The sequence below is a fragment of the Pseudomonas sp. GM60 genome, from assembly GCF_000282415.1.
Classification (GTDB): Bacteria; Pseudomonadota; Gammaproteobacteria; order Pseudomonadales; family Pseudomonadaceae; genus Aquipseudomonas; species Aquipseudomonas migulae.
On sequence record NZ_AKJI01000001.1, the window covers coordinates 1 to 24,320 of the forward strand.

Below are 24,320 nucleotides of genomic sequence, written 5' to 3' on the forward strand. Positions count from 1 at the left end.
CGGCGGCCGCCGCTACCAGCGCATCGCCGTTGTTGGTGCGCAAGCTGCCTTTTACCGCCACACGCTTGTCGGCGTCTTTGCCGAATCGCCACTCGTCAGGACGCGACAGGCTCGACAAGGAAAAACTCAGGCAATTATGCGTGTGCAAATCAGCCCAGCGGTCGGGACGTCCATGCCGATTCCAGTAGTCCGGCGCGGCACAGACGACCATCGCGCTGTCGGCCAGTTTGCGCGATACCAGACGACTGTCTTTCAACGGTCCCACCCGAATCGTCAGGTCCCATCCCTCCTCCATCAGATCCACCACGCGATCATTCAACCCCAGATCAACGGTGACGCCCGGGTGCTTGCGATTGAATGCCGGCAGTAACGGCGCGACGAAGCGCACACCGAAAGACAGCGGTGTATTGAGCCGAAGCAACCCGCTCGCCTCCACACGCTGTGAGGCGATCATGGCTTCCACATCCTCCAGGTCCGGCAGTAACCGGCTGCACGCGTCCAGGTATTGCTGACCCGCTTCCGTCAGCGTGAGCTTGCGCGTGCTTCGATGAAACAGGCGCACCCCCAATCGCACCTCCAGTGCATCCACATGTTTTGTCGCCATCGCTGGCGACACCCCCATCTGCCGAGCGCTGGCCGAGAGGCTGCCCAGATGGGCGGCATGCGAAAAAATCTGCATTCCGGTAATGCGATCAAGCATTTTTATTTCTCACTCTCATTAAAAACTGAATCACCAGTTCGCTGGATTATCACCCCTGGAGTGAAGATATAGAGTGTGGCCCAAGTCGTCACCATGCTTGAGACAGGAATCAGTGATGGAGTCCACAACGCTTCAAAACGCGGCAGACACCAAAGAATTTTCCCGGCGCCAACTGCTCGTCACCGCATCGGTAGGCGGGCTGGGCGTAGCGCTCGCCGGTCCCCTCTCCAATGCCTTGGCGGCAGCCCCGACATGGAGTCGGGCCAAGGCGCTGGACGAGGTGATCTTCAACGCAGTGAACAGCGGCCAGATTGTCGGCGCGACCGTCATTGCCGCGAAAAACGGCGACATCGTCTACCAGCGTGCAGCGGGTTTTGCCGATCGGGAAAGCCGACGTCCCATGAACGAAGACGAAGTCTGTCGTTTGGCCTCGATGACCAAACCCATCGTGGGCGTGACGGCGCTGGCGCTGATCGACCGGGGCCAACTCGGTCTGGAAGATCCGCTGACCCGCTGGCTCCCGGACTTTCGTCCGAAGCTCGCGGACGGCCGCGAACCGGTCATCACCGTGCGCCATCTGCTGACCCATACGGCGGGTCTGTCCTACGGTTTTCTTGAGGCGCCTGATGGTGCTTACCATCGGCTCGGCGTCTCCGATGGGCTGGATGCGTCCGGCCTGACCCTGGATGAGAATCTGCGACGCATCGCCTCGGCACCGCTGCTTTTCGAGCCGGGCACCGGTTGGCACTACTCGGTGGCCATCGATGTGCTCGGCGCGGTCATCGCGCGGGTGACCGGCCTGACATTGCCCGAGGCGGTACGCACCCTCGTGACCGACCCTCTGGGCCTTTCCAGCCTCACATTCGTCGCTGAACCCAACACCGTTCTGGCCACGCCTTACGGCGATGCATCGCCTCACCCTGGACGCATGACCGATCCCTTTTCACTGCCCTTCGGCCCGAGCGCGATTGTTTATTCGCCCGCCCGCGCCTTCGACAGCAGCGCCTTCCCCTCGGGCGGCGTCGGCATGGTCGGTACCGCCAGGGATTATCTGCGATTCGTCGAAGCGATCCGCACGGGCGGTGCCGGGATCATTCACCCCGACACGGTGGCGGCCATAACCCGCAACGCCATCGGTGATCTGCCGGTCGCCGCAGCAGGCCCGGGGTTTGGCTGGGGGCTCGGAGTGGCGGTACTCAAAGATCCGCTGGCGGCGAAATTGCCACTGCGGGCCGGTAGTTGGAACTGGGCCGGGGTCTATGGCACGAACTTCTGGGTCGATCCCGCTGAAGGCCTGAGCGTCGTCGCGCTGACGAACACCGCGGTCGCCGGAATGAGCGGGGATTTTCCGACCGCGCTGCGCCGGGCCGCCTACGCAGACTGACCCGTAGCAATGGTTCGTGCTCCGCAAACCCCGGTTCTTTGAATCGATCACGTTACCTACGTCAAGGAAGTAAACATGAAGGCTTATCAAATCCTGGCCGGTACCGGCATCGCCGGACTCGAACCTGTCGAGCGTCCCAATCGAACGCCCGACGCCCACGAAATCAAAGTGCGCATCGATGCGACCTCACTCAACCACCGCGATCTAAGCTTCGCACGGGGGCAGTTTTATAACCCGCCGGGCTATCCGATCATCCCGCTGGTCGATGGCTGCGGGGAAATCATTGCGGTGGGCCGCGCGGTCAGCCGCTTCAAAGTCGGTGATCGGGTCATCACCAGTTATTACCCGCGCTGGGTGGATGGCGCGCTGTCGCTGGACAAAACCGCGGTTTCGTTCGGCGCTCAATTCGACGGCACCCTCGCCGAGGAAATCGTGGCGAGCGAGGAGTTTTTCGCGCGGGCTCCCGCCAGCCTGACAGCGGCTCAGGCTTCGACCTTGTCCTGTGCCGGGGTCACGGCCTGGAACGCGTTGTTCGTCGCCGGCGCGGTCAAGCCGGGTTCCAGCGTCCTCATTCTGGGCACCGGTGGCGTATCGCTGTGGGCACTGCAACTGGCCAAGGCGGCGGGTCTCTTTGTGATCGTGACCTCGTCGCAGGACGAAAAACTCGAACGGGTAAAAGCCCTCGGTGCCGATGCGACGATCAACTATCGCACCACGCCGCAATGGCAGGATGAAGTCCTGCGGCTGACCGCCGGTGCCGGCGTCGATCTGGTCGTCGAAGTCGGTGGCGAAGGCACGTTGGCCCGCTCACTCAAAGCCTCCGGTCCCGGTGCAACCGTCGTGGTCATTGGCCGGGTCAGTGGTGGCGGCGGCGTCTCGATCGAGCCCGGCATGCTCATCGGCGGTGCCAAACGGCTGGTTGGGGTCACCGCCGGTAGCCGGGCCATGCTCGAAGACCTCGTGCGCTTCGTCGACGTCAACCGGATTGTGCCGACTATCGACAAGGTCTTCCCGTTCGATGAAGCCGTCGCCGCTTACGAATATCTGCAATCGGGTCAGCATTTCGGCAAGATCGTGATCAAAACCCCATAAATACACAAATCCCACAATATTAGATTTGTGTTGAATAAACCCGTTGATATCAGCATTCTTTACCCCCCCTTATCACTTCAAAGGTCTTCACATGGGTCAGCTAGCAAAGCACTGGATCAATGGCGAGTGGATGGACAGCGGGCAACTGCGCGACAGCATCAACCCGGCCACCGGAGAGGCTTTCGCCTCGTTCTATGACGGGGGCGTGGCTGAGGCGAAAAAGGCTGTGGCCGCCGCCAGGCAAGTCTTTCTCGACAGCGACTGGAAAGTCGACGCGATGCGTCGGGCGACCGCACTCAGCCACCTCGCGGATGCCTACGAACAACGCTCGCAAGAAGTGATCGATTGCCTGACCACCGAGAACGGCAAGTTGAAAATCGAAGCCGGTTTCGAGGTCATGCAAATCGTCCGCGCCTTGCGCTTTGCCTCCGGCCTGGCGCTGCACACCTTCGGTCGCGTGGCCGAACCGCGCCCTGGCACACAATCCATGGCACTGCGTCAGGCCGTCGGTGTAGCGGGTCTGATCGTGCCGTGGAACTCACCCGCGTTTCTGCTGATTCGCGCACTGGCACCAGCGCTTGCCGCCGGGTGTACCGCGGTCATCAAGCTACCGGCACAAGCCGCTCAGGCAGCCCGGTTGTCCGCGCAGATACTGGCCAGCGTTCCGGAGCTCCCCAAGGGCGCGGTCAACATTTTTATCGAGAGCGGCGCCGACGGCGCTAAGTTCCTGGTCGACTCCCCCGACGTACCGGTGATCAGCTTTACCGGCAGCACCGCGACAGGCCGCATGATCGCCGTTGCTGGCGCTGCGCAGTTCAAGCGTATTGGCCTGGAACTGGGCGGCAAGACACCACATCTGGTCTTTGACGATGCCGACCTCGAGGCGGCAGTGCCCGCCATCGTTGCGTCATCGACAGTATTTGCAGGCCAGTTCTGTGTGACCGGCAGCCGAATTCTGGTGCAGCGTGGCATCGCGGAAAAACTGAAGGGGCTGCTCGGACAACGACTGTCGTCCGTGCAACCCGGGCCTGCGGCAGACCCCGCCAGCCAAATGGGCCCGCTGATCGACCGCCAGGCGGCCGAGCGTGTCGACCAGATGGTGAAAACAGCGCTCGACGATGGCGCGACAGCGATCGTCCGTGGCGGTCTGATCAGCGAAGGGCCACTGGCCGGTGGCGCGTTCTACCGCCCCGCGCTGCTGGAGGTTCCGGCCTCGGGGCTGGCGATTTCGCGTGAGGAGGTGTTTGGCCCGGTCCAGACGTTACAAGTGTTCGACACCGAGGATGAAGCGATCGCCATGGCGAACGACAGCGAATATGGGCTGAGTGCCTGTATCTGGAGTCGCGATGTCAACCGGCCGATCCGCGTCGCCCGGCAACTCGATGCCGGTCACATCTGCATCAATGACTGGGCGAGCATGCAGGTCGAGTTCGAAGAAGGCGGCTTCAAGAACAGCGGACAGGGTCGGCTCGGTGGCCTGGCCTGCCTGGATGACTTCCTGGAGTACAAACAGATTCTTCAGGTTTTCCGTCAAGGGTAAAGGCAGGTCGGCAATGGGCGGCGCACAAACAAGCCGCCGCCCATTCAACGCCAATGCTCACGAAGTTCCCCGTCACATCAGTGAAGACAGGAGCAGAAGATGCCGCCTATGGATCGTCGCGATTTTCTCAAAGCAGCGGCCGTTATTCCGGTCGCACTGTCAGGTCTTGCAGGCATGGTCCCTGCCGATGCCGCCGATACCGGACAGGCATTCGTAAAACGAGCTCAACCGCTGTCTGAGCATTTCGACTATGTGATTGCGGGCGCTGGCCATAACGGCCTGGTCTGCGCCGCTTATCTTGCCAAGGCGGGTTACCGGGTACTAGTACTTGAAGGTGATTCCGTCATCGGCGGTGGCTGCAAGACGACCGAGCCGCTGCTGCCAGGCTTCAAGGAGGATCTGTGTTCCAGCGCCCACGGCGCGATTCTCGCTAACCCGCTGATACGTGACCATGAACTGGACCTGGCGCAGTACGGCTATGAGCTCCTGTATCCAGACGTGGTGTTGCACTATCCATTCCTCGACGGCGCGTCGTTCACCGTCTTTCGCAATGATGTCGAGCGCACCGCCGCGACCATCGAACAGGTATCAAAAAAGGATGCACAGACTTTCAGGCGCATGGCAGCGGCGCGTGCAAACCTGTCCTTAATGACGCCCGAAACAGCGGCCACCACCCGTGACGGCCTCTACCTGCGACGACTGGGCGAGATGACGGGTTTCACGGCGGCCCAAGCGGTTTGGGAAAGCCCGCAAATGCGCGCGGCCGCCCTTTCCGGCGGACGGTTTTTTGGCCCACTGGGCAGCGACTATGGCACGGGGAAACAGGCGTTCTCGATGCTCGACCACCTGAAAGGCCGGCCCATTCCCAAGGGCGGTTCCGGGATGTTGAGTGTGGCGCTTGGGCGCTTTATCGAAGCGCACGACGGGGTGATTCTCACCCGCAAGCCGATTGTCCAACTGATCATCGAAAGTGGCGCGTGCAAGGGTGTCGAGTGCGCCGATGGCACGCAATACCGGGCCGACAAGGGCGTGATATCAAGCATCCACGTCAAGCACCTGATCGACATGGCGCCTCGCGAGCTGTTTGGTGATGCCGTTCTCGATGGGGTCAGCCTCATGCAACCGGAACTGGCCATGTTCCAGTTCCATTTTGCATTTACGCAAGAGCCCGAGTACCCGTTGGCCTCAGGCGCAAACCTTGCCAGCTGCGAAGCCTCGCTGATGGAAGACCCCGCGAGTATTTTCACGCTGGCCCCGGACGACGTGCGCGGCGAGCTGAACATTGCGGACTACCCGCTTCAGGTCTGTCACCCGTCGGTGTTCGACAAGTCCCGCGTGCCGGCAGGCCAGGGCCTGCTGAAAATCGAAGGGTGCATGCCCTACAACCTCAAGGGCGGGCCGCAACACTGGGATGCCATCAAGGCTCAGGTCGCCGACGCTGTTTTAACGCGTTACATGGGTTACACGACCAACCTGACCAAAGACAAGCTGCTCGCCAGCTACCTGTTAAGCCCTCTGGATATTGAACGGATGAACCCTTCGATGTGGCGAGGCAGCGCGCACCACTTCGACAATCGCGGCGGCAACTTCGCCCCCTGCCGCATGGGCATTCCCGGCCTCTATCAAACGGGCGCCTGCACGGCACCGGGCGGGTCAATCAGCGGTCTGCCGGGACGTAATACGGCACAAGCCGTGTTGCAGGATCAAGGACGCACCCTGAAAGAAGTGGTTGCTTCAAACGGACTCGGTCGTCGAGCCACGACAGCGTAGCGATTGCTGTTTCCGTGCTTTCTCCTGAGCCGGAACATTGCTGGACGTCGCCCGCGATTGTTGAGGTAAATGGAATTGTATAGTCAATTTTTGCGTCATTATCTTCGCCGAAAAACAGTCCATCATTCCTCGTTCTCTGCCCCACACCCAGGCGCGAGGCATGTCCGACCGCCCTCTTGCAGGACTGTGATGAATTTCAATTTGAGTAACAGCGCGGCACCGCTACGCAGGTGTCTGCAGATTGCAACCCTGGCGCTATTCACAACGATGGGGCTTGTGGCGTGTGGTGCTCAGCGTACGCCCGATGCCAGGCAGGAAATGACCATGAAACCTTCGATCACGTATTTGCATTTGCTGCGGCACACACCATTTTTCACATCGCTGTCGACAGAGCAATTGCGCTGGGTCATCGACCATTCCCGGGAATGGGAAACCGAGGCGGGTTCGGTCATCGCCAAGGTCGATCAGACCGGCGCATCGGCGACGGATTACTGGATCTTGCTGGACGGCGAATGGCGGGTTCACTACGACGGCAGCACCTTTCCCAGCAGACACGCAGCCCCGGGCAAGTGGTTCAACATTCGCGAAGCCCAAGGTGCGAACTGCGCGCTGATCACGACCGAACACAGCTATGTGATGCGCATTACCGAGGCCGACATGAACACCATGCTGGAGAAAGGCTTTGCGTTTGGCCACCACCTGGATGATGGCCGCCTTTATTACGGCTCGATGTTCCACAGCAATTCCCAGCCATTGGGGCCTTCGGGCCATTGAAGGAAGAGACAACGACAATGAAGGTATTGATTCTCGGCGCGACGGGACAGGTTGGGCGCAACGTACTTCAGCAAGCACTGAAAGATGAGCGTATCGGACAGGTTATCGCGCCCACCCGCCGTGCCCTCCCCGCACACCCCAAACTCAGTAATCCGGTGTCAGAGGATCTACGGCATGCCCTTCCGGATGTCGCCAAGCTGTCAATAGACGCCATGATCTGCGCGATGGGAACAACGATCGCGAAGGCGGGTTCAAAGCAAGCGTTCCGAGAGGTCGATTACGTGTTGCCGATCAAGTTTGCAGAACTGGCTTTGTCGCTGGGAGCCAAGGCTTGCGCAGTGATCTCTTCGCCCGGGGCCTCTTTATCCATACCGCTTTACTATTGCCGGATCAAAGGTGAGCTCGAGCGGGATATTCAGCGCATCGGGTTCCCCTCGATGACGATTATCCGACCAGGCATGATCGGTGGCAGTCGTGAGGAGTTTCGTCCTGCCGAGCGTTTGATACTTCCCTTGGCCGCCCTGCTTCGGCCGATATTGCCGCGAGGCCTGTGGATCAATCCCCCAGCCAATATTGCCAGGGTGATGATCGATGCGGTGCTGTCCAGGGCAGATGGCATTCACATGCTCACCTCCAGAGACCTTGTGTGAATACCCGGTCAACCTGACGAACAGCCCGCAGGATTTACCTGTCACTCACCGGGATGACATTGCCGATGACTGCGGCCGTCGCGGCACCTCGACTGCCGACGCCCAGCTTTGTGAAAATCGTCTTCAGATGCTGCTTGACCGTTTCCGGTGAAACGCCCAGTTCACGGCTGATCCGTTTGGTCGCCAGCCCCTGCACCAGCCAGTACATGACATCGCGTTCCCGGACGGTCAGTTGCACATTGCGCTCGATCCTTCGACGTATCGCGGCCAGTCGGCCATCACGAATCCGATGCTTCAATCCGATGATCGCCGTCGGCTCGTCGCCCCCCCGGGCTTCGAGCCAGGCGATGTCCACCAGCTCATCCACGAACGGTTGAGAGATGCAGCCCTCAGCGGCGATGGCAAGTGCCGATTGCCACATCCCCCGTGCCCCGCACTCATCACCGATGGCGATCAGAACACGCATGTACAACAACCTGGCGCCGATCACCGCAGGACGCTCCTCCATCTGCTCTGCCAGTATCTGGAGTCGATCGGCATAAAGGCTGGCGTACTTCAAATCACCGCGCGCCAACGCAAACCGGATGGCAGCACGCCCGACGGCTTCTACGTCGGCCCACGGCAACTTGCGGATACCGCGAGCGTCCTTCCATAGACCTTTGAGATTGATCTGCATCGCCAACACTTCCATTTCGTCGTTGCGCCCCTCGTCGGCCAGCCAGACCAGCCTGGTGCAGGCGGCCAACACGCCAAGATGCGGCAACGTTTCGGCGTCGGCGAGCCGTTGTGCAGCGTCCAGTTGAACCATCGCGGCCACCGTATCGCCAAGGGCGTACAAACAACGGGCGCGCTCGATGTAGACCGCGGCGGTCACCTCGAACAGAAGTCCGGCAGAATGCGCTTCGATTCCCCCAAGAATGGCCAGGGCTTTTTCCAGTTCGCCGCTCAGGTTCGCAACGCGCGCGCGCAAAGCGGCCACCATGTTGCGGAACGACGTTTGCTCGAAGCGGATGACCGCATGACTTGAATCGATCGCCTTGAGCAGAATGTCTTCGGCCTGATCCAGGTGTCCGGACCCCACACATTCGCGTGCCCGATTAAAACGCACCCACTGGATGTTGTAATCGCTGTTTTCGGAGCGGTACATCAATTCGATCCGGGCGATGTAGCGAGCCGCCCCCGACAAGGGGCCATAGCGGTGCAAAAAGAGTATTTGCAGGGGCAACAACAGACCGAGTATTCGCCAGTCATCGCAGAACTGGACCATCGCCAGGCGCGTGACCCGATCGAGTTGTGCCCAAGGTGAAATGATGAGTTCGTGCTCGGCCCGATTCAGCAGGACCAGGCAATCGACCAACGAGACTTCGAGCTGGAAATTTTCATCGGCAGCCAGCCGCGCGAATGGGCTGCCAGGCTCCGCCAGCTGCAGTTCGCGCTGCAATCGCTCCATGTCCCAGCACGCTTCGCGGGCGTTGTTTTCAGTCAGCAGATGCGCGATGTACAACAGGCGCAGCCTGGGATGGGCCTGCCTGACCGCCGATGGCAGGCGTGAAAGCAGGACCTGGGTTCTGCCGATGCCGGCATCGGCTATCAACCGTACGGCACCGTTGTGCTCGACAATTCGGGCCGCTGTTTCCGGCTCCCCGGCCTGTATGGCCTGGTCCACCGCCCGGATCAAATCCTGATGGGCCGCGTAGGCATTCGCCGCTCGCAAGTGCCGACGCGCAATTACGTCATCCCCGCTAAGGCGAGCGTGCCAGATCAGGGATTCGCGCAGCCAGGGGTTCACATGAATCGACGTCGCATCAGTCCGATGTTTGAGCAACGGAGCCAGCCCCGCGAACCAAGCGATATGATTTGCACTGTCAGAGCGTTCAAGCACTGCATTGGCAATGTCGACTGTCACCTCATCCAGTATCGATGTGTCCAGCAGGAAGCGGCGCTCCTCGTCGGGCAATGGCGCCAGGATCTGCGAAGCAACGTAATCATGGGACTCCACCAGTGCGGCGGCCATCGGATTGGAATTGACGAATGATACCTCCCTGTCCCCCGGTGATCTGAAGGCATGATGGTGCGCCATCAACTGCATCGCCGCGGGCCAGCCTTCACTGCGAGTCCAGGCCTGCGTCAATGCCTCGGTCGGCACACCGTCGGTGAACAGGCTCGCGGCCTCTTCGAACGTAAAGGCAAGATGCTCCGGACCGATCAGGCGGACGTAGCCTCCCAGTAGATACTGACTTAACCTCGCCTCTTGTCGACGCCGGCCGGCCAGGTAGCAACTCACGCCATCCGGCAGTTCTCTGGCCAATTCGATCAGTTGGGCATCTGCTTCCGTATCCAGCCATTCATCGTTATCAATGAATAATGCAAAGCGCCCGACACGCTCACTGACCTGGGCAAGCAGCTCGGTGATTCGCACGCAGGGTCGGAATCCGCAAAGCCCCGAATGATGCAGCGCCTCAGACAACACATCAGACAGGGATGACATCCGGTCCTGAGATTGAGCATTCATCCATATCGTTGTAATGCCCGACGCCTTTAATTGCCGCGAATACTGTGCGTAGAGCGTGGTTTTTCCAAAGCCGGCAGGCGCTCGAAGGATGGTCATTGACGCGCTGGCAACAGAGGTTCCATCCAGTTGCAGTAACAGTCGCTCACGCACTAACGCGGCATCGATTCGCACGTCCGGCATGAAGCGGGAAACGGCTTTGGATCGGACATTGGGTTCCACGCACTCTCTCCAATCAGAGGGGTTTGACGCCACCTTCCATGGCGGCAAAGCCAGCCCCGATTGACACGCTCAGGCCTGCCCGATTTTTACGCCTCGGCGGCCTCAGAAGGACTTTACCAACAAGAAATTCAAAGAAGTGGTACGCGGTACGCCTTGATGGTGGTAATCGAAATCAAGCGTTCCTCCCAAGTAGAAATTATCCTTGGCGAATCCTAGATAAGTGAAGGTCGGTCCAATCATCCCCTCCGAGGCGCGAGCATAATCCGAATCGCCAATGTTGTAGATATTGTAAGCATGGTGCAGCCCGACAATCAGGTCGTCCTTGACCTGATAACCCGCGGCGACATCCGCCAGGCTGACACTCAACGCGCCACGCATTTTCACGCTTTGCCCATCCCCCAGATCGGTCGAGTTACGGTTTTTAAACAGATACACCAGCGACACCGGCGCAAAGGTCGCGTGCCAGCGGCCATAAGCAACGTAGTTATTCACCGTGGTAGCAATCGACCATTGGTTACCACCCGCGCCAAACCCCGTGGTCTTGTCACTGCCATTCGGACCGTTGAACATCAGCTCGGGACTGACCCACCAGCTCCTGTACTCATCGCTGCCAAACGCTGCGCTGCCTGGCTGGACGACCTGATAGTAATACTCGAGCCCCAGTTCCGGCATCGTGACACCCCAACTCGAATCCCTGGAGCCTTCGGGTGTGTCCTGGTACCCGCCATAAAATCCCAGCCATGCCTCGAATTGGTCACGGGTGGTGCCGGTGAACCCCGTCTCGCTGTAGTAGGCCAGTTCCGAAAACATTTTCCCCGTGTTGGTATCAGGTTGTGAATGGGAAACCGAAGGCATCAGCAAGACACCGAAGGTGCCAGGTACACCCGGTTGAGCGAGGCCGATAAAGTTGCCCGCGCTGGACGTCGTCGCCCAGAGCAATGCGATGACAAAGACGGCAAACGAGCAAGCCACAGACTGGATAAACGCTCCAGGGCGAGCGACGGCCAAACGTGAATTTTTCATATCAATGTCCCATTAATTATTGTGGGTAGCTTGTAGGGGCAGAAATTGAGCAAAAGCCTGGAAAACCCCTTCTTTCGAAGGGGCGAAAAGTTCGTTCTTGTTTTGGGTTGCCGTGGGGAACCGACGCCGGCCAATCAGAGCGTTACGGTCGATCGAGTCCTTGTATGTGCAGCAGCCAGTTCTTCGAGCGATATGTAATTGCTGTCAAAACCAAAGTGGCGCGGCCCGGCGAGTTCCAGGCCTGCCGGTGTACGCCAGGCTGTGTGGCTGGGCAGGCCCATGAGGGTGACACGCAGCCCGTATCGCATGGCCTCACTGGTGATCGGCTCGCCGGACTGGGAGTCCAGGCAACAGATAAGGTCGGGGGTCATCGCGATCACCTGGTCGTCGACACTCGCGTAGAGAAATTCGTTCTGCAGATCGAGCCTTGCTGTGCTGTCGGCAAAGTCATCGAGGCCCTGGAGAGTGACGACACCCCGCTGCCATCCACCTTCCAGACGCCGGTCGACACCGACGACCTTGCCTTGGAACAACCTGAAACCACCCAACGCTTCGAGCAGACTTTGGACTGCGTCAGCGCCGCTGCGGCGGGCATCGAGCACCACCTGGCCAGCCCGTTGCAAGGCGCGAATCGATCCGCGAATCACGGCTTTTTTCGCTTGTGCACCAGTCATCGGGTACAAGGCACAGGCACACGAGCCGCCCATTTCCATCAGCGTACTGCGGGTGATTCGTTCGGCGAAGCTGTTGCCTCCCGACTGAATCATCAGCACGTTGAGACGATCATCAACCACCGCCATCGGCGTCGCCGTGATGTTGTTGAGGGTACAGGTGGTCATCTGCAACTCCGGAAATGCACGCCCCATGGTGTCCCCGTCAATCAGCGGAATGCCGAGACGGCTGGCGATCGAGAACGGGATAGTCGAGTTGTATCCTCCGGCCTCCAGACAGAGGGTGGCGTCAGCCTTTCTACCGAGGTGTTTTTCCAGCGCCTGCAACGCGACGATAAGGGGCTCTACGCTCGGCAACTTTTCCGTGAGAACCACGGGCGCTCCCGCGCCGGCAACAGGAATGACAAGGGCATCGTCGGATAGTGACAATACGTCGATCAGATTGACCGGGCCGGACTCTCGCAAGATGCGTTGGGCCAGCAGCTTGCCCAGATAGGGATCGCCACCACCACCGGTGCCATAGATGGCGCTACCCAAGGCAATCGCTTCCATTTGCTCGGCATCGATGTACGACATGTCATGTTCTCCGGAGGTTGTGCAAGGTGAGCCGTTCATAGCTGGAGGTCTCCAACCATCTTCACGCGGATGCGCGTGGCCTTTCCCGGCAAATAAGCCAAGGGGGTGTCTTCGATGTCGATGGTTTCAACCGTATCGGCCACGCCGCCTTCGTCGATGACCTTCTGCCGACAACGCGCAGTGGCATCGGCAATGGCCTCATCGCGACTGATGTCCGAAAAGCGGTAGACGTGGTCGATCTCTGCGCCAATCTGGGCGATGGCCGCACCGACCGCGTTGGCGACCTCGAACGAAGGTGGTCGAACAGTGGGCAAGCGATCGATGTCGCCAGAGAGCAGGACACTCCCGCCACCCACCACCAGCACCGGTATCGGCGCATCGGACACGCGCATGCGATCGACAGCGGTCGCCACCATGTCTTGCATGCGAGAAACTGCCCGGCGAACCGCCGAAGCATCCAGATGGGCAACGAGCGCTGCCTCACCGAACCCGGCGATGCCGGCGGCCACTGCAATATCACTGGCGGTCAGGACATCGCCCCCAAAGACCAGTGCTTTCTCGTAGAGCCGATAGCCGACACTGCGCGGGCCGAACGTGCCGGCATTGAGGTCGACGTGCGAGCCGCCACCCAAACCGATGCAATGCACATCAGGCATCCGGAAGTTAGTGCGCACACCGCCGACCTCGACCGTCACCCCCGACATTCTCGGGAAGCCCTTCTGCAACAACCCCACATCTGAGGTGGTGCCGCCGATATCCACGACGATCGCATCCTGGGTGCCAGACAGGAAAGCCGCGCCACGCATGGAGTTCGTAGGGCCGGAGGCGACCGTCAGGATCGGAAAGTCCGCGACCCGTTCTGCCGCAATCAAGGTGCCGTCGTTCTGCGTAAGAAAAAAGGGCGCGACGACCCCAGTGGTTCGCATCGCTTCGGCAAAGGAACGACTGATGCGCTTGCCCAGGTCAACCAGGGCGGCATTGAGAATGCTGGCATTCTCACGCTCGAGCAGCCCTAGATTCCCGAGAGAAGACGAAAGCGTGATGTGGGCATCCGGCAAGACCTTGCGAATGAGGTCGGCCGCCTCAAGTTCCTGGTCGGGCACCAGTGGAGAAAAGACGCCGGATATGGCGATGTAACGAATGCCGGCCTTCGCACACTCCTCGGCAAACCGGACAACGGACGAGGTGTCGATGCCAGAAATCTCCCGCCCATCGAACTCATACCCTCCAGCGCTCAACCGCACCAGAGGGTTGATGGCCTCTACAAGGTCCGCTGGCCAGCCCGACAACGGAGGTATATCGGAACTCGCAGGAAGCGCCAGGCGAAGTACTCCGACCCTGGACAGTTCACGCCGCTCGACGACGGCATTGGTGAAATGTGTCGTGCCGATCATGACGGCGCCAAGATCGGCGGGCGTCACCCCGGACTCACGCAACACCCGAGAAAGGGCTTCGAGTACACCACCCGTCACGTCATGAGTCGTTGCCGTTTTAGTACCGCAGATAACTTCACGACCTCGCATCATTACGGCATCGGTATTAGTACCGCCCACGTCAATTCCTACACGATACATATAATCCTCTTTTTATATAAATGAGGCGCTGGAGCATTAAAACTCCGAAAAATCGAAACCTGACACAGATATGAACTGCCAGGAATCAGATTCAACCACAGCACAACACAGGCAGGTCTTACAGACAGGGTTTGTTATATAAACCGCATACAGGAACCCATCTGCCACAAGCCCTTAGTAAAGTTCGCGTATCGACTGAACTCTTCCGGATTCTATGGACAGACTTCGTAAAATAGGAAGGCGCTTGATGGGGTAGCCTCATATGCATTTTGGGGGATAAGGCTCTAGTTCGGCCATCGACATGGCGTCACCTTAGCGATTCGCGTCATTCCAGGCACAACCCTACCCAATCTACCGATAACGGGACTGATGACCAGGGATCACACTCCAGAACCGTCAACTCGTGCCTCCCCCACATTGACGTATTCCCTCCCCCACATTAGTTGTGCAGGCACTATCTATATCGCCCTACGATCAGCTGCACGGTACTCGTAGCGCTATACCTAATTAATGCAACCTTTGAAATATCGCGCACTAACATCTGACAAGAAGTCACAACTTTATAAAAGAAACCTGGTAACACCCAGACGAGGCAAAACAATAAACACCCCAACCAACGTTGATAACAACACCTCATTTTTCTTCAGCAGGTATATGTACATGAGCCGTTTAAACAAGACCGCAAACCCTCAGGACTCGATGAAATATCGTCGGAGGAACGCCGCAGAAACACACCTCATCGGTGGTATCAGAATAGCTTTGGTCCTGCTCGGCGTAATGATCGCCCTGCCAGCGTTCATGATGGGGGCAAGCATCAGTCAAGCGCTGGGTGTAATGGGGGGGATTCAGGCCAGCCTGATCGGTGGGCTCGTTCTGGCCCTGGTCGCACTGCCGGCCGCGATCGCTGGCGCACAAAGTCGAAAAAACAGCTATCAACTGATTCAACAGGCCTTTGGTGAGCGAGGAGGATTGCTCGTCAATGTCGTCGTCGTGATCGCCATACTGGGCTGGTTCGGCGTCATCGCCATGATGTTCGGCCGGGCATTCCAACCGACGCTGCCGACAACGCTGGCAACGATCCCGGTGAATTGGCTGGCGTTTTTCGGCTGCACACTGATGACACTACTGACCATTTTCGGCTTTCGCGCACTCGACCTTCTCAGCGTGTTGGCATCCCCCTTCAAGATCGTTGTATTGCTCTGGACACTCATTGCAGCGCTGGCGAACGTCAAATGGTCAACGGTACTGGACACGGTCCCGACACACGATTTTTCCATGACCACCGGCATCTCAATGGTGGTGGGCGGCATCATGACCGGGGCCATGCTCGCGCCCGACATCTCACGTTTCGCACGAACCCCGAAACAAGCAGCCTTTGCCTGCGCACTCGCCTATGGCGTCGGCTTCCCTCTCGTACTGATCTTGTCTGGCATACCCAGTGTTGCGACCGGTCAGATGGACATCGTGACCATCATGCTTTCCCTCGGGTTGGGCATTCCGGCAATGATTGCGGTGCTCCTGATCGCCCTGACCACCAACGCCTACAACCTGTACGCGTCCACTCTGATCCTCTCGACCCTCACGCCTCTTCGCCCGAAATGGCAATTGGCTCTCGCAGCCGCGGGAGTCGGCACGACTGCCGGACTCATGGGCATCAGTGAGGGATTCGTCCCTTATCTGATCCTGCTGAGCATTTCTATTCCACCCATCGCCGGTGTCTACCTGACCAACTACTATCTGGGCGCCAGACTCGCGCTAACCGGCGAAGGCACGCAATGGCGAACAGAGGCTTTCCTGGCCTGGATCGCCGGTAGTGGATTCGCCTATGCGGCCAATCACATCCACTTTGTGGTCACGTCCATTCCTCCACTTGATTCACTGCTGGTGTCGAGCCTCACTTACGTGTGCCTTCGATACCTGATGGCACGTGCCCAAGTGGCAAGACTCGAACGGCAAGACTCCTGATTTCCCGATAACAACGATGCCCACGCTTGCGGCCAGCACCGTCGCCACACTCTCAATCGATGCGATATCCCCATGACCAACGCCAACCACCCCCAGGAACAAACGATTAGCCACACCCATCTGGAAGACATCATTGCGATGGTCATCGGCACCACGCTCATAGCCATGGGCTTGAACCTGTACAAGGATGCCGGGTTACTGAGTGGTGGCCTCGCCGGAGTGGCCTTCATCCTTCACTATGCGCTGAAGGTCCCGCTGGGACTTTCCTTCTTCCTGCTGAATATCCCTTTCTACCTCCTGGCGATAAAGCGCATGGGCATTGCGTTTACGCTGAAAACATTTAGCGCGGTCACCCTGCTTTCACTCATGACAACGCTGATCCCCATGACGGTCACTATCGGCTGGGTACACCCGGCGCACGCCAGTATCAACGGCGGGATTCTTTTGGGGATCGGTACATTGGTACTGTTTCGCCACCGGACCAGTCTTGGTGGCATTGGCATCGCCGTTCTCTACCTGCAAAACAAATTCGGCTGGCGCGCCGGAAACATCCAGATGTTGGCAGACAGCTCAATCGTGCTTTGCGCGCTTTTATTTATTGAACCCAGTCGTGTGATGTGGTCCGTACTGAGCGCCATCACACTCAATCTCATTCTTTCCATAAACCACAGAGAGGGTCGTTACCAGGGAGAATAACTGTCAGGGCGTGACGGTGACCGTGATATCGACCTGCGCAGAGTATTGCCGATCGATTTCCCGGCCCGCCTTTACAGCCTGAAACGCTCGACCAATCCATGGAGGCCAACGGCCAACTTCGACAGTTCTGCGCTGACAATGGACGTCTGATGCGACCCGGCAGCCGTTTGTGTCGACAGATCGCGGATGCTGATCAGGCTCCGATCGACCTCTCGGGCGACTTGCGCCTGCTCCTCGGCCGCCGTCGAGATCAGCAGGTTGCGCTCGTTGATCTGCGTGATCGACTCGGTGATCTCGGCCAAGGCCTGACCCGCCGCCTCCGCCAGGCGCAAGGTTTTTTCAGCCTGCACGGTGGTCTGGTCCATGGACGCCACGGCGTTGCCAGTCCCGGCCTGGATGTCGCTTATCATCTGTTCGATTTCCTGGGTCGAGACCTGAGTGCGATGGGCCAGCGCCCGCACCTCGTCCGCCACCACCGCAAACCCCCGCCCAGCCTCTCCGGCACGTGCGGCTTCGATCGCGGCGTTCAGGGCCAGCAGGTTGGTTTGCTCGGCGATGGCCCGGATCACATCCAGCACCTTGCTGATGTCCACGGCCATGACGGACAGTCGTTTGACGTCGCTGGAGGTGGACCGCACGCTTGTGACCATCAGACCGAGAGCGCCGAGGGTTTCATCGACGCGGCTACGACCGCTCATAGCCGTCGCGCTCGACTGGGTCGCCGCGTCAGAGGCCAGTGCCGCGTTACTGGCGACCCCATCGACCGCGGCACTCATCTCGGTGACCGCCGTGGCAGCCATTTCGATTTCATTGTTCTGACGGACCATCCCCCGGGCGGCATTCTCCGTCACCGCATACATTTGCTCAGCGGTCGTGGCCAACTGCGTCGACGACCCACCAATCTGGGCGATCGTCTCGCGAAGGTTAGTCTGCATGGTGGCCAGCGCCGCCAGCAACCTGGCCAGTTCATCGCAACCGTTGAGCACAATAGACTGGCTGAAATCGTTGTTGGCAATACGCCTGGCGATCGCCAGGGACTGGCCCAGAGGCACCGTGACGCTACGGGTGTACAGCCAGGCCAGCAGCACCGTCGCAAGCAATGACGTGACGATCAATACGCTGACCATGACTTGCGTCTGCAGATAGACAGCATCGGCTGCTTTACCGGCCTCCCCGGCTTTGATCTGACCCAGCTCGACCAGCGCCTGAATACCGGAGGACACCTTGTCGATCCCCGGTCGTACATCCGTCACGGTATATCTGTTGCCCCCGATCAAGTCGTTCGCCCTGATCAAGTCCAGGTACTGATCTTCGATAGCGTTAAATGCCTGGATGTCGGTGTGCAGCTGATCGAGCAGCGCCCTGTCCTTGGGCGTGAGCATCAGATCAGACAGACGTTTCATTTTTTCCTGGGCGCTGATCCGTAGCTCCGTTATCTCTGCCAGACCGCTCGCATTGACCTCTTCGGTTTCGAGCGGGTTACGCAAGTTGGCGTTGTCATTGCGCACAAGGACGAAGCTTTTATCGAGGTCTCCCAGAACCTGGATCGTGGGAACGACCGTCGTTTCGACGAAGTCTTCTGCGTCATTCAAAGCCGACGCTTGCCTCAATGCGAACAGCCCCATGCCAATAATCAACAGGCAGAAAAACCCGAAACACAGAACCGAGCGAGGCGCGAGATTCAGCTTTCTGAGAAGCATATGTCACCCCAAGTAAATAGTCAGGCACGAGCGCCAACCCCAGACAGGCAAACAACACATTCATGTTGTTCGCCTGTTTTTTCGCTGCCCGATTCAGCCGCGATGACGCCTGCGGAAGTAATCGATCAGGCCCTGAGTCGAACAGTCGTCGGCAGGCGGTGGGTCGAAACCGGTCAGGCAGCTATAGACGTTCGTTCCCAGCTCCTTCCCTAACTCAACCCCCCATTGATCGAACGAGTTGATCCCCCAAACCACGCCCTGCACAAACACCTTGTGCTCAAACAGCGCGATCAATGCGCCAAGACGTTGGGGATCGAGGGTTTCCATCACAAGGGTGTTGCTGGGTCGGTTGCCCGGGATCACTTTGTGGGGCGCCAGGCGCTGCACATTCGCTTTCGACAGGCCCTTGGCCCGCAACTCGACTTCGGCTTCCTTCAGGCTCTTGCCCCGCATCAGCGCCTGGCTTTGCGACAGGCAGTTGGCATACAGCCAGTGATGGTGGTCGGCCACGGGTTTGTGACTGACGACCGGAACGATAAAGTCCGCCGGTATCAGCGCCGTCCCTTGGTGCAGCAGTTGGTGATACGCATGTTGCCCGTTGCAGCCAACACCGCCCCAGATCACCGGCCCGGTCCCGCAGGACACTGGCGAACCGTCCTGGCGAATGCTCTTGCCGCTGGACTCCATGTCCATCTGCTGCAAGTGCTTTACGAAGTTTCGCAAGTAATGATCGTAGGGCAGGAACGCATGGGCCTGGGCATCCCAGAAGTTGCGGTACCAGATGCCAAGCATCGCCAGCAACACCGGCATATTGCTTTCGAGCGGTTCGTTGAGGAAATGGCCATCCATGGCATTGGCACCGGAGAGCAACTCTTTGAAGTTGGTCATGCCGATGGCCAGGGCAATTGGCAAACCGATCGCCGACCATAACGAATAGCGACCGCCGACCCAATCCCACATCGGGAAGATGTTTTTCTCGCGAATGCCGAAGTCGATGGCCGCCTGGTTGTTACTGGTGACGGCGATGAAATGTCGGTAGAGCTTTTGCTCATTGCCGCCGCTATTCAGGTACCAGGAGCGCGCGGCCTCGGCGTTCTTCAGGGTCTCCAGAGTTGCGAAAGTCTTGCTGGAGACGATGAACAGCGTGGTTTCGGCGTGCAGACGTGCAGTCAGCTCATGGAACTCACTGCCATCAATGTTCGCCAGGTAATGACAGCGCACACCGGACGGGTGGCTGTAGGGCAAGAGCGCCTCAGACACCAGTTCCGGTCCAAGGAAGGAACCACCAATACCGATGTTGACCACGTCGGTGATCGCTTTATCGCTGTAGCCGCGCCATAACCTGTTATGGATGCGGCCGACGATTTCGGTCATTTTCCCAAGGGCGTCGTGGACGTCGCGCATCAGGTTACGTCCATCGACGATCAAGCGATCACCCACCGGACGACGCAAGGCCGTATGCAAGGCGGGACGACGCTCCGAGGCGTTGACCAGCTCGCCGGCAAACATCGCCTGGATCGCCTCGCCGAGCCCCGATTCCCGAGCCAGCTGGATCAACAGATCACGGGTTTCTCCTGTGATCAGGTTCTTCGAGTAGTCCAGAAAAAGACCACAACTGGAAGCGCTGAACGCGCTGAAACGTCCGGCGTCAGCCTCGAATGCGTCGCGCATATTGAAGCGCTGCATGGCCAGACGGTGCTTTTGCAGAGCCCGCCAGGAAGGCAGGCTGGTTGCATCTAGCGGTTGCAGATAATGCTTGGTGGAAGGTTGCCGCTCAGAAGACGGCGGCACCGACTCCGGTGCAAGTGGCGTCGCCCTGGTACCCAGGGCTTCGCAATCGACATCTGCCCGCATGGTTATTCCCCCACCGGCGACGTGGCCAGCAGTGACCGCGCCGTTTCGAGCACGTTCTGAAGGGTAATACCAAAGTGCTCATACAACGCTGGCGCGGGCGCCGACTCGCCGTAGGTGGTCATGCCGATCACGCGGCCTTCCAGGCCCACGTACTTGTACCAATAGTCCGCGTGCGAGGCTTCGATGGCGATCCGGGCGCTGACCCGCAACGGCAGAACCGCTTGCTTGTAGCCGGCGTCCTGAGCATCGAACACGCTGGTGCAAGGCATCGAAACCACGCGCACCTTACGACCCTGTTCGGTCAGCTTGTCGTAGGTCTGAACCGCCAGACCCACTTCGGAACCGGTGGAGATCAGGATCAACTCAGGCTCGCCTGCACAATCCTTCAACACGTAACCGCCGCGGGCGATGTCGGCGATCTGCCGCGTGCTGCGCTCCTGATGTTGCAGGTTCTGACGCGAGAAAATCAGCGCCGAAGGACCATCCTTGCGCTCGATGGCCTTTTTCCAGCACACCGCCGACTCAACGGCATCGGCCGGACGCCAGGTGTCGAGGTTCGGCGTGCTGCGCAAGCTGGTCAGTTGCTCGATCGGCTGGTGAGTCGGACCGTCTTCGCCCAGACCGATGGAGTCGTGGGTGTAGACGAACACGACACGCTGTTTCATCAGCGAGGCCATGCGCACAGCGTTGCGCGCGTATTCCATGAACATCAGGAAGGTCGCGCCGTAAGGCACCAGGCCGCCGTGCAGGGCCACGCCGTTCATGATCGCGCTCATGCCGAATTCGCGAACGCCGTAGTACATGTAGTTGCCGCTGGCGTCTTCGGCGGTGACGCCTTCGCAACCTTTCCACAGGGTCAGGTTGGAACCGGCCAGGTCAGCGGAGCCGCCGAGGAATTCCGGCAACAACGGGCCGAAGGCGTTCAGGGCGTTCTGGCTGGCTTTACGGCTGGCGATGGTTTCGCCCCTGGCTGCCACTTCAGCGATATACGCCGAGGCATTTTCAGCGAAGTCTTCCGGCAGGTCGCCGCTCAGACGACGGATCAATTCGTTGGCCAGCGCCGGGAATTCAGCCGAGTAAGCCGCAAAACGCTGATCCCATTCGGCTTCGGCCGTGCGACCGGTTTCCTTGGCGTCCCACTCGGCGTAGATATCGGCCGGGATTTCGAACGGACCGTGGTTCCATTTCAGCGCAGCACGGGTCAGAGCGATTTCCGCGTCACCCAGTGGGGCGCCGTGGCAGTCTTCCTTGCCTTGCTTGTTCGGCGAACCGAAACCGATGGTGGTCTTGCAGCAGATCAGGGTTGGCCGATCGCTTTTGCGCGCAGTTTCGATCGCGATCTTGATTTCTTCAGGGTCGTGACCGTCAACGTTGCGGATCACCAGCCAGTTATAAGCTTCGAAACGCTTAGGCGTGTCGTCGGTGAACCAGCCTTCGACTTCGCCGTCGATGGAGATGCCGTTGTCATCGTAGAAGGCGATCAGTTTGCCCAGGCCCAAGGTACCGGCCAGCGAGCTGACTTCGTGGGAAATGCCTTCCATCATGCAGCCATCACCCAGGAACACGTAGGTGTGGTGGTCGACAACGTTGTGGCCCGGACGGTTGAACTGCGCCGCCAGGACTTTTTCTGCCAGGGCAAAACCAACGGCGTTGGCCAGGCCTTGGCCCAAAGGACCGGTGGTGGTTTCAACGCCCGGGGTGTAGCCGAATTCCGGGTGACCCGGAGTGCGGCTGTGCAGCTGGCGGAAGTTCTTCAGGTCATCGATTGACAGGTCATAGCCGGTCAGGTGCAGCAACGAGTAGATCAACATCGAGCCGTGACCGTTGGACAGCACGAAGCGGTCTCGGTCGGCGAACGATGGATTGCTCGGGTTGTGCTTCAGGTAGTCACGCCAAAGTACTTCGGCGATATCCGCCATACCCATAGGGGCACCGGGATGGCCGCTGTTGGCTTTTTGCACGGCATCCATGCTGAGGGCACGAATGGCGTTGGCACGCTCACGACGACTCGATTTCAACATCTGTTCAGGCATGTTCAAGCTACACCTCCGGTAAGTTTTTCGCGCAGCAACGCTTCGAGCTTCAATTGATCCGCCTCAAAACCACGGATGCCTTCGGCCAACTTCTCGGTTGCCATGGCATCCTCGTTCATTTGCCAACGGAATTCGGCTTCGCTCAGTCGCTTGGGCGCTGCACCATCGTGCCCGGCACCCTCGATCGGCACAGGCACCAGCCGGGCTTCACTGCTTTCAAGTGCTTCCAGTAACGCCGGGCTGATGGTCAAGCGGTCGCAACCGGCCAGCGCCTGAATCTCACCGACATTGCGAAAGCTCGCGCCCATGACCACAGTGGAATAGCGATGCTGGCGGAAGTACTGCAGGATGCGGCGCACCGATTGCACGCCCGGCTCTTCATCAGGCGCATAAACAACGCCTGGATTAGCCTTGATGTACCAATCGAGAATGCGCCCCACGAAAGGCGAGATCAGGTAGGCCCCGACTTCAGCGCAGGCCCGTGCCTGGACGAAGTTGAAGATCAGCGTCAGGTTGCACTGGACGCCGTTCGATTCCAGCACTTTGGCAGCACGCACGCCTTCCCAGGTGGCGGCCAATTTGATCAGGATGCGGTCCCGACCGATGCCGGCCTCTTCGTACAGCTCAACCAGGCGCCGGGCCTTGGCAATGCTCGCCACGCTATCGTAGGAGAGTCGGGCGCTCACTTCGGTCGACACGCGCCCCGGCACGAGCTCGAGAATCTGTTTGCCCATGGCAACCACCAAGCGGTCGCAGGCTTCGTCTATCGCGTCCTCGACGCTGACGCCCAGACCACGCACATCACTCAGGATCTGATCGACCAGAGCGTTGTACTGACCGGACTGAACCGCCTTCAAAATCAGCGAAGGGTTGGTAGTAGCGTCCTGAGGCGCGAAGCGGCGGATCGCGTCGAGATCGCCGGTATCGGCCACCACAACGCTGTGTTGTCTCAATTGTTCAAGCAGGTTGGACATTTTCTGGGCTCTTGTTGATTTGTGTTTCAGTCCCTGGCGCTTAACCTGACCAGACTCGGGGCACGGTATATCCCCTCTTATTTACCCGGCAGCTCCCTATCCGCCTTCTCGACAGCGGTGATCCGCTCGACCTTCGAACCGGAGCGTTCAGCTTCGAACTCGGACTCCAGAAAGATTTTGACAATGCTCTTGGCCAGTTCAGGACCGATCACCCGTGCCCCGATGGACAGAATCTGCGCGTCGTTGCTTTTGCGTGCGCGCTCGGCCGAATACGTGTCATGGGCCTGCGCCGCACGAACGCCTTTGATCTTGTTCGCAGAAATGGCCATGCCGATGCCGGTTCCGCAAATCAACACGCCCAAACGATGCTCGCCAGCACTGACAGCGGTCGCCACCGCCGCCGCGATATCCGGGTAAAGCACCGGGCTGGACGAGTAGCAGCCAAAGTCCTGAAGCCTGTAACCCAACGCTTCGATATGGAGCTTGAGCAGCTCCTTGAGCTCGTAGCCAGCCTCATCGCAACCGATGGCTACAGAGAACGATGTGTTTGCTTCCATAAATTTTCCTCCACTGCCATACACAGAAGTGCCGACAGCGATCAAATGATCACGCA

The 24,320-nt window shown here is 59.2% G+C and carries 19 protein-coding genes; 8 read left to right on the top strand and 11 right to left on the bottom strand.

The genetic code is table 11. The features are described from left to right. A partial coding sequence (locus PMI32_RS28530; RefSeq protein WP_008023905.1) for a LysR family transcriptional regulator occupies positions 1 to 700 on the bottom strand: 700 nt, incomplete at its 3' end. A gap of 115 nt (positions 701 to 815) precedes the next feature. Here PMI32_RS28530 and PMI32_RS28525 point away from each other — a divergent pair. The 6 genes from PMI32_RS28525 (at position 816) to PMI32_RS28500 (ending at position 7,910) form a co-directional block, all read left to right on the top strand. After that, positions 816 to 2,084 (top strand): serine hydrolase domain-containing protein, encoded by a 1,269-nt coding sequence (locus tag PMI32_RS28525; protein WP_008023906.1) that lies wholly within the window; start codon positions 816 to 818, stop codon positions 2,082 to 2,084. Positions 2,085 to 2,159: 75 nt separating this feature from the next. After that, on the top strand, positions 2,160 to 3,176 hold the full coding sequence (locus PMI32_RS28520) for a zinc-dependent alcohol dehydrogenase family protein (RefSeq protein WP_008023908.1): 1,017 nt from the start codon (positions 2,160 to 2,162) through the stop codon (positions 3,174 to 3,176). A gap of 91 nt (positions 3,177 to 3,267) precedes the next feature. Beyond that, on the top strand, positions 3,268 to 4,716 hold the full coding sequence (locus PMI32_RS28515) for an aldehyde dehydrogenase family protein (RefSeq protein WP_008023910.1): 1,449 nt from the start codon (positions 3,268 to 3,270) through the stop codon (positions 4,714 to 4,716). A gap of 108 nt (positions 4,717 to 4,824) precedes the next feature. Continuing rightward, on the top strand, positions 4,825 to 6,486 hold the full coding sequence (locus PMI32_RS28510) for a phytoene desaturase family protein (RefSeq protein ID WP_162130725.1): 1,662 nt from the start codon (positions 4,825 to 4,827) through the stop codon (positions 6,484 to 6,486). A gap of 324 nt (positions 6,487 to 6,810) precedes the next feature. Beyond that, on the top strand, positions 6,811 to 7,260 hold the full coding sequence (locus PMI32_RS28505; protein WP_008023916.1) for a cyclic nucleotide-binding domain-containing protein: 450 nt from the start codon (positions 6,811 to 6,813) through the stop codon (positions 7,258 to 7,260). A 17-nt stretch (positions 7,261 to 7,277) separates the two neighbouring features. Next, positions 7,278 to 7,910, top strand: a complete 633-nt coding sequence (locus PMI32_RS28500) for a Rossmann-fold NAD(P)-binding domain-containing protein (RefSeq protein ID WP_008023917.1) — start codon at positions 7,278 to 7,280, stop codon at positions 7,908 to 7,910. A gap of 34 nt (positions 7,911 to 7,944) precedes the next feature. Here the strand turns inward: PMI32_RS28500 and PMI32_RS28495 are convergent, their stop codons facing one another. From PMI32_RS28495 to PMI32_RS28480, 4 genes are all read right to left on the bottom strand, one after another. After that, a complete protein-coding gene (locus PMI32_RS28495; RefSeq protein ID WP_008023919.1) occupies positions 7,945 to 10,641 on the bottom strand; it encodes a helix-turn-helix transcriptional regulator in 2,697 nt (898 codons plus the stop codon). 102 nt (positions 10,642 to 10,743) lie between these two features. Further along, entirely contained in the window at positions 10,744 to 11,664 is a 921-nt protein-coding gene (locus tag PMI32_RS28490) for a hypothetical protein (protein ID WP_008023921.1), read from the bottom strand. A gap of 134 nt (positions 11,665 to 11,798) precedes the next feature. Continuing rightward, complete coding sequence (locus tag PMI32_RS28485) at positions 11,799 to 12,911, bottom strand: S-methyl thiohydantoin desulfurase family protein (protein WP_008023923.1); 1,113 nt, start codon at positions 12,909 to 12,911, stop codon at positions 11,799 to 11,801. Positions 12,912 to 12,946: 35 nt separating this feature from the next. After that, on the bottom strand, positions 12,947 to 14,485 hold the full coding sequence (locus tag PMI32_RS28480; RefSeq protein ID WP_008023926.1) for a hydantoinase/oxoprolinase N-terminal domain-containing protein: 1,539 nt from the start codon (positions 14,483 to 14,485) through the stop codon (positions 12,947 to 12,949). Positions 14,486 to 15,145: 660 nt separating this feature from the next. Between PMI32_RS28480 and PMI32_RS28475 the strand changes: the two genes are divergently transcribed. Both PMI32_RS28475 and PMI32_RS28470 read left to right on the top strand, forming a co-directional pair. Next, positions 15,146 to 16,450, top strand: a complete 1,305-nt coding sequence (locus PMI32_RS28475; RefSeq protein ID WP_008023929.1) for a cytosine permease — start codon at positions 15,146 to 15,148, stop codon at positions 16,448 to 16,450. Between the two features lie 72 nt (positions 16,451 to 16,522). Further along, on the top strand, positions 16,523 to 17,146 hold the full coding sequence (locus tag PMI32_RS28470; RefSeq protein WP_008023930.1) for a YitT family protein: 624 nt from the start codon (positions 16,523 to 16,525) through the stop codon (positions 17,144 to 17,146). A gap of 71 nt (positions 17,147 to 17,217) precedes the next feature. On the opposite strand, the gene PMI32_RS28465 is transcribed toward PMI32_RS28470, so the two are convergent. The 6 genes from PMI32_RS28465 to rpiB form a co-directional block, all read right to left on the bottom strand. Further along, complete coding sequence (locus tag PMI32_RS28465) at positions 17,218 to 18,807, bottom strand: methyl-accepting chemotaxis protein (RefSeq protein WP_443216488.1); 1,590 nt, start codon at positions 18,805 to 18,807, stop codon at positions 17,218 to 17,220. After that, the gene (locus tag PMI32_RS30500) at positions 18,731 to 18,910 is read right to left on the bottom strand and encodes a hypothetical protein (RefSeq protein ID WP_238541009.1); all 180 of its coding nucleotides are present in this window, start codon (positions 18,908 to 18,910) and stop codon (positions 18,731 to 18,733) included. Before PMI32_RS30500 ends, PMI32_RS28465 begins: the two co-directional genes overlap by 77 nt. 29 nt (positions 18,911 to 18,939) lie before the next feature. Then, on the bottom strand, positions 18,940 to 20,700 hold the full coding sequence (pgi, locus tag PMI32_RS28460; protein ID WP_008023934.1) for a glucose-6-phosphate isomerase: 1,761 nt from the start codon (positions 20,698 to 20,700) through the stop codon (positions 18,940 to 18,942). A 2-nt stretch (positions 20,701 to 20,702) separates the two neighbouring features. Continuing rightward, positions 20,703 to 22,721, bottom strand: a complete 2,019-nt coding sequence (gene tkt / locus PMI32_RS28455) for a transketolase (RefSeq protein ID WP_032828533.1) — start codon at positions 22,719 to 22,721, stop codon at positions 20,703 to 20,705. Between the two features lie 14 nt (positions 22,722 to 22,735). Then, positions 22,736 to 23,707: a transaldolase gene (gene tal / locus PMI32_RS28450; protein WP_008023939.1), complete on the bottom strand. Its 972-nt coding sequence runs from the start codon at positions 23,705 to 23,707 to the stop codon at positions 22,736 to 22,738. A 77-nt stretch (positions 23,708 to 23,784) separates the two neighbouring features. Next, positions 23,785 to 24,264 carry a ribose 5-phosphate isomerase B gene (gene rpiB / locus PMI32_RS28445; RefSeq protein ID WP_008023941.1) on the bottom strand — a complete coding sequence of 160 codons (480 nt, stop codon included), beginning with the start codon at positions 24,262 to 24,264 and terminating at the stop codon, positions 23,785 to 23,787. Positions 24,265 to 24,320 lie beyond the last annotated feature (56 nt).

Excerpts from the sequence above, each read along its gene's own strand:
- PMI32_RS28505 (WP_008023916.1), top strand. The coding sequence starts at position 6,811 with ATGAAACCTTCGATCACGTATTTGCATTTGCTGCGGCACACACCATTT.
- PMI32_RS28470 (WP_008023930.1), top strand. The coding sequence starts at position 16,523 with ATGACCAACGCCAACCACCCCCAGGAACAAACGATTAGCCACACCCAT.
- tkt (WP_032828533.1), bottom strand. The coding sequence starts at position 22,721 with ATGTTGAAATCGAGTCGTCGTGAGCGTGCCAACGCCATTCGTGCCCTC.
- PMI32_RS28500 (WP_008023917.1), top strand. The coding sequence starts at position 7,278 with ATGAAGGTATTGATTCTCGGCGCGACGGGACAGGTTGGGCGCAACGTA.
- rpiB (WP_008023941.1), bottom strand. The coding sequence starts at position 24,264 with ATGGAAGCAAACACATCGTTCTCTGTAGCCATCGGTTGCGATGAGGCT.
- tal (WP_008023939.1), bottom strand. The coding sequence starts at position 23,707 with ATGTCCAACCTGCTTGAACAATTGAGACAACACAGCGTTGTGGTGGCC.
- PMI32_RS28475 (WP_008023929.1), top strand. The coding sequence starts at position 15,146 with ATGAGCCGTTTAAACAAGACCGCAAACCCTCAGGACTCGATGAAATAT.
- PMI32_RS28515 (WP_008023910.1), top strand. The coding sequence starts at position 3,268 with ATGGGTCAGCTAGCAAAGCACTGGATCAATGGCGAGTGGATGGACAGC.
- PMI32_RS28510 (WP_162130725.1), top strand. The coding sequence starts at position 4,825 with ATGGATCGTCGCGATTTTCTCAAAGCAGCGGCCGTTATTCCGGTCGCA.
- PMI32_RS28520 (WP_008023908.1), top strand. The coding sequence starts at position 2,160 with ATGAAGGCTTATCAAATCCTGGCCGGTACCGGCATCGCCGGACTCGAA.
- PMI32_RS28525 (WP_008023906.1), top strand. The coding sequence starts at position 816 with ATGGAGTCCACAACGCTTCAAAACGCGGCAGACACCAAAGAATTTTCC.
- PMI32_RS30500 (WP_238541009.1), bottom strand. The coding sequence starts at position 18,910 with ATGAATGTGTTGTTTGCCTGTCTGGGGTTGGCGCTCGTGCCTGACTAT.
- pgi (WP_008023934.1), bottom strand. The coding sequence starts at position 20,700 with ATGCGGGCAGATGTCGATTGCGAAGCCCTGGGTACCAGGGCGACGCCA.
- PMI32_RS28485 (WP_008023923.1), bottom strand. The coding sequence starts at position 12,911 with ATGTCGTACATCGATGCCGAGCAAATGGAAGCGATTGCCTTGGGTAGC.
- PMI32_RS28490 (WP_008023921.1), bottom strand. The coding sequence starts at position 11,664 with ATGAAAAATTCACGTTTGGCCGTCGCTCGCCCTGGAGCGTTTATCCAG.
- PMI32_RS28480 (WP_008023926.1), bottom strand. The coding sequence starts at position 14,485 with ATGTATCGTGTAGGAATTGACGTGGGCGGTACTAATACCGATGCCGTA.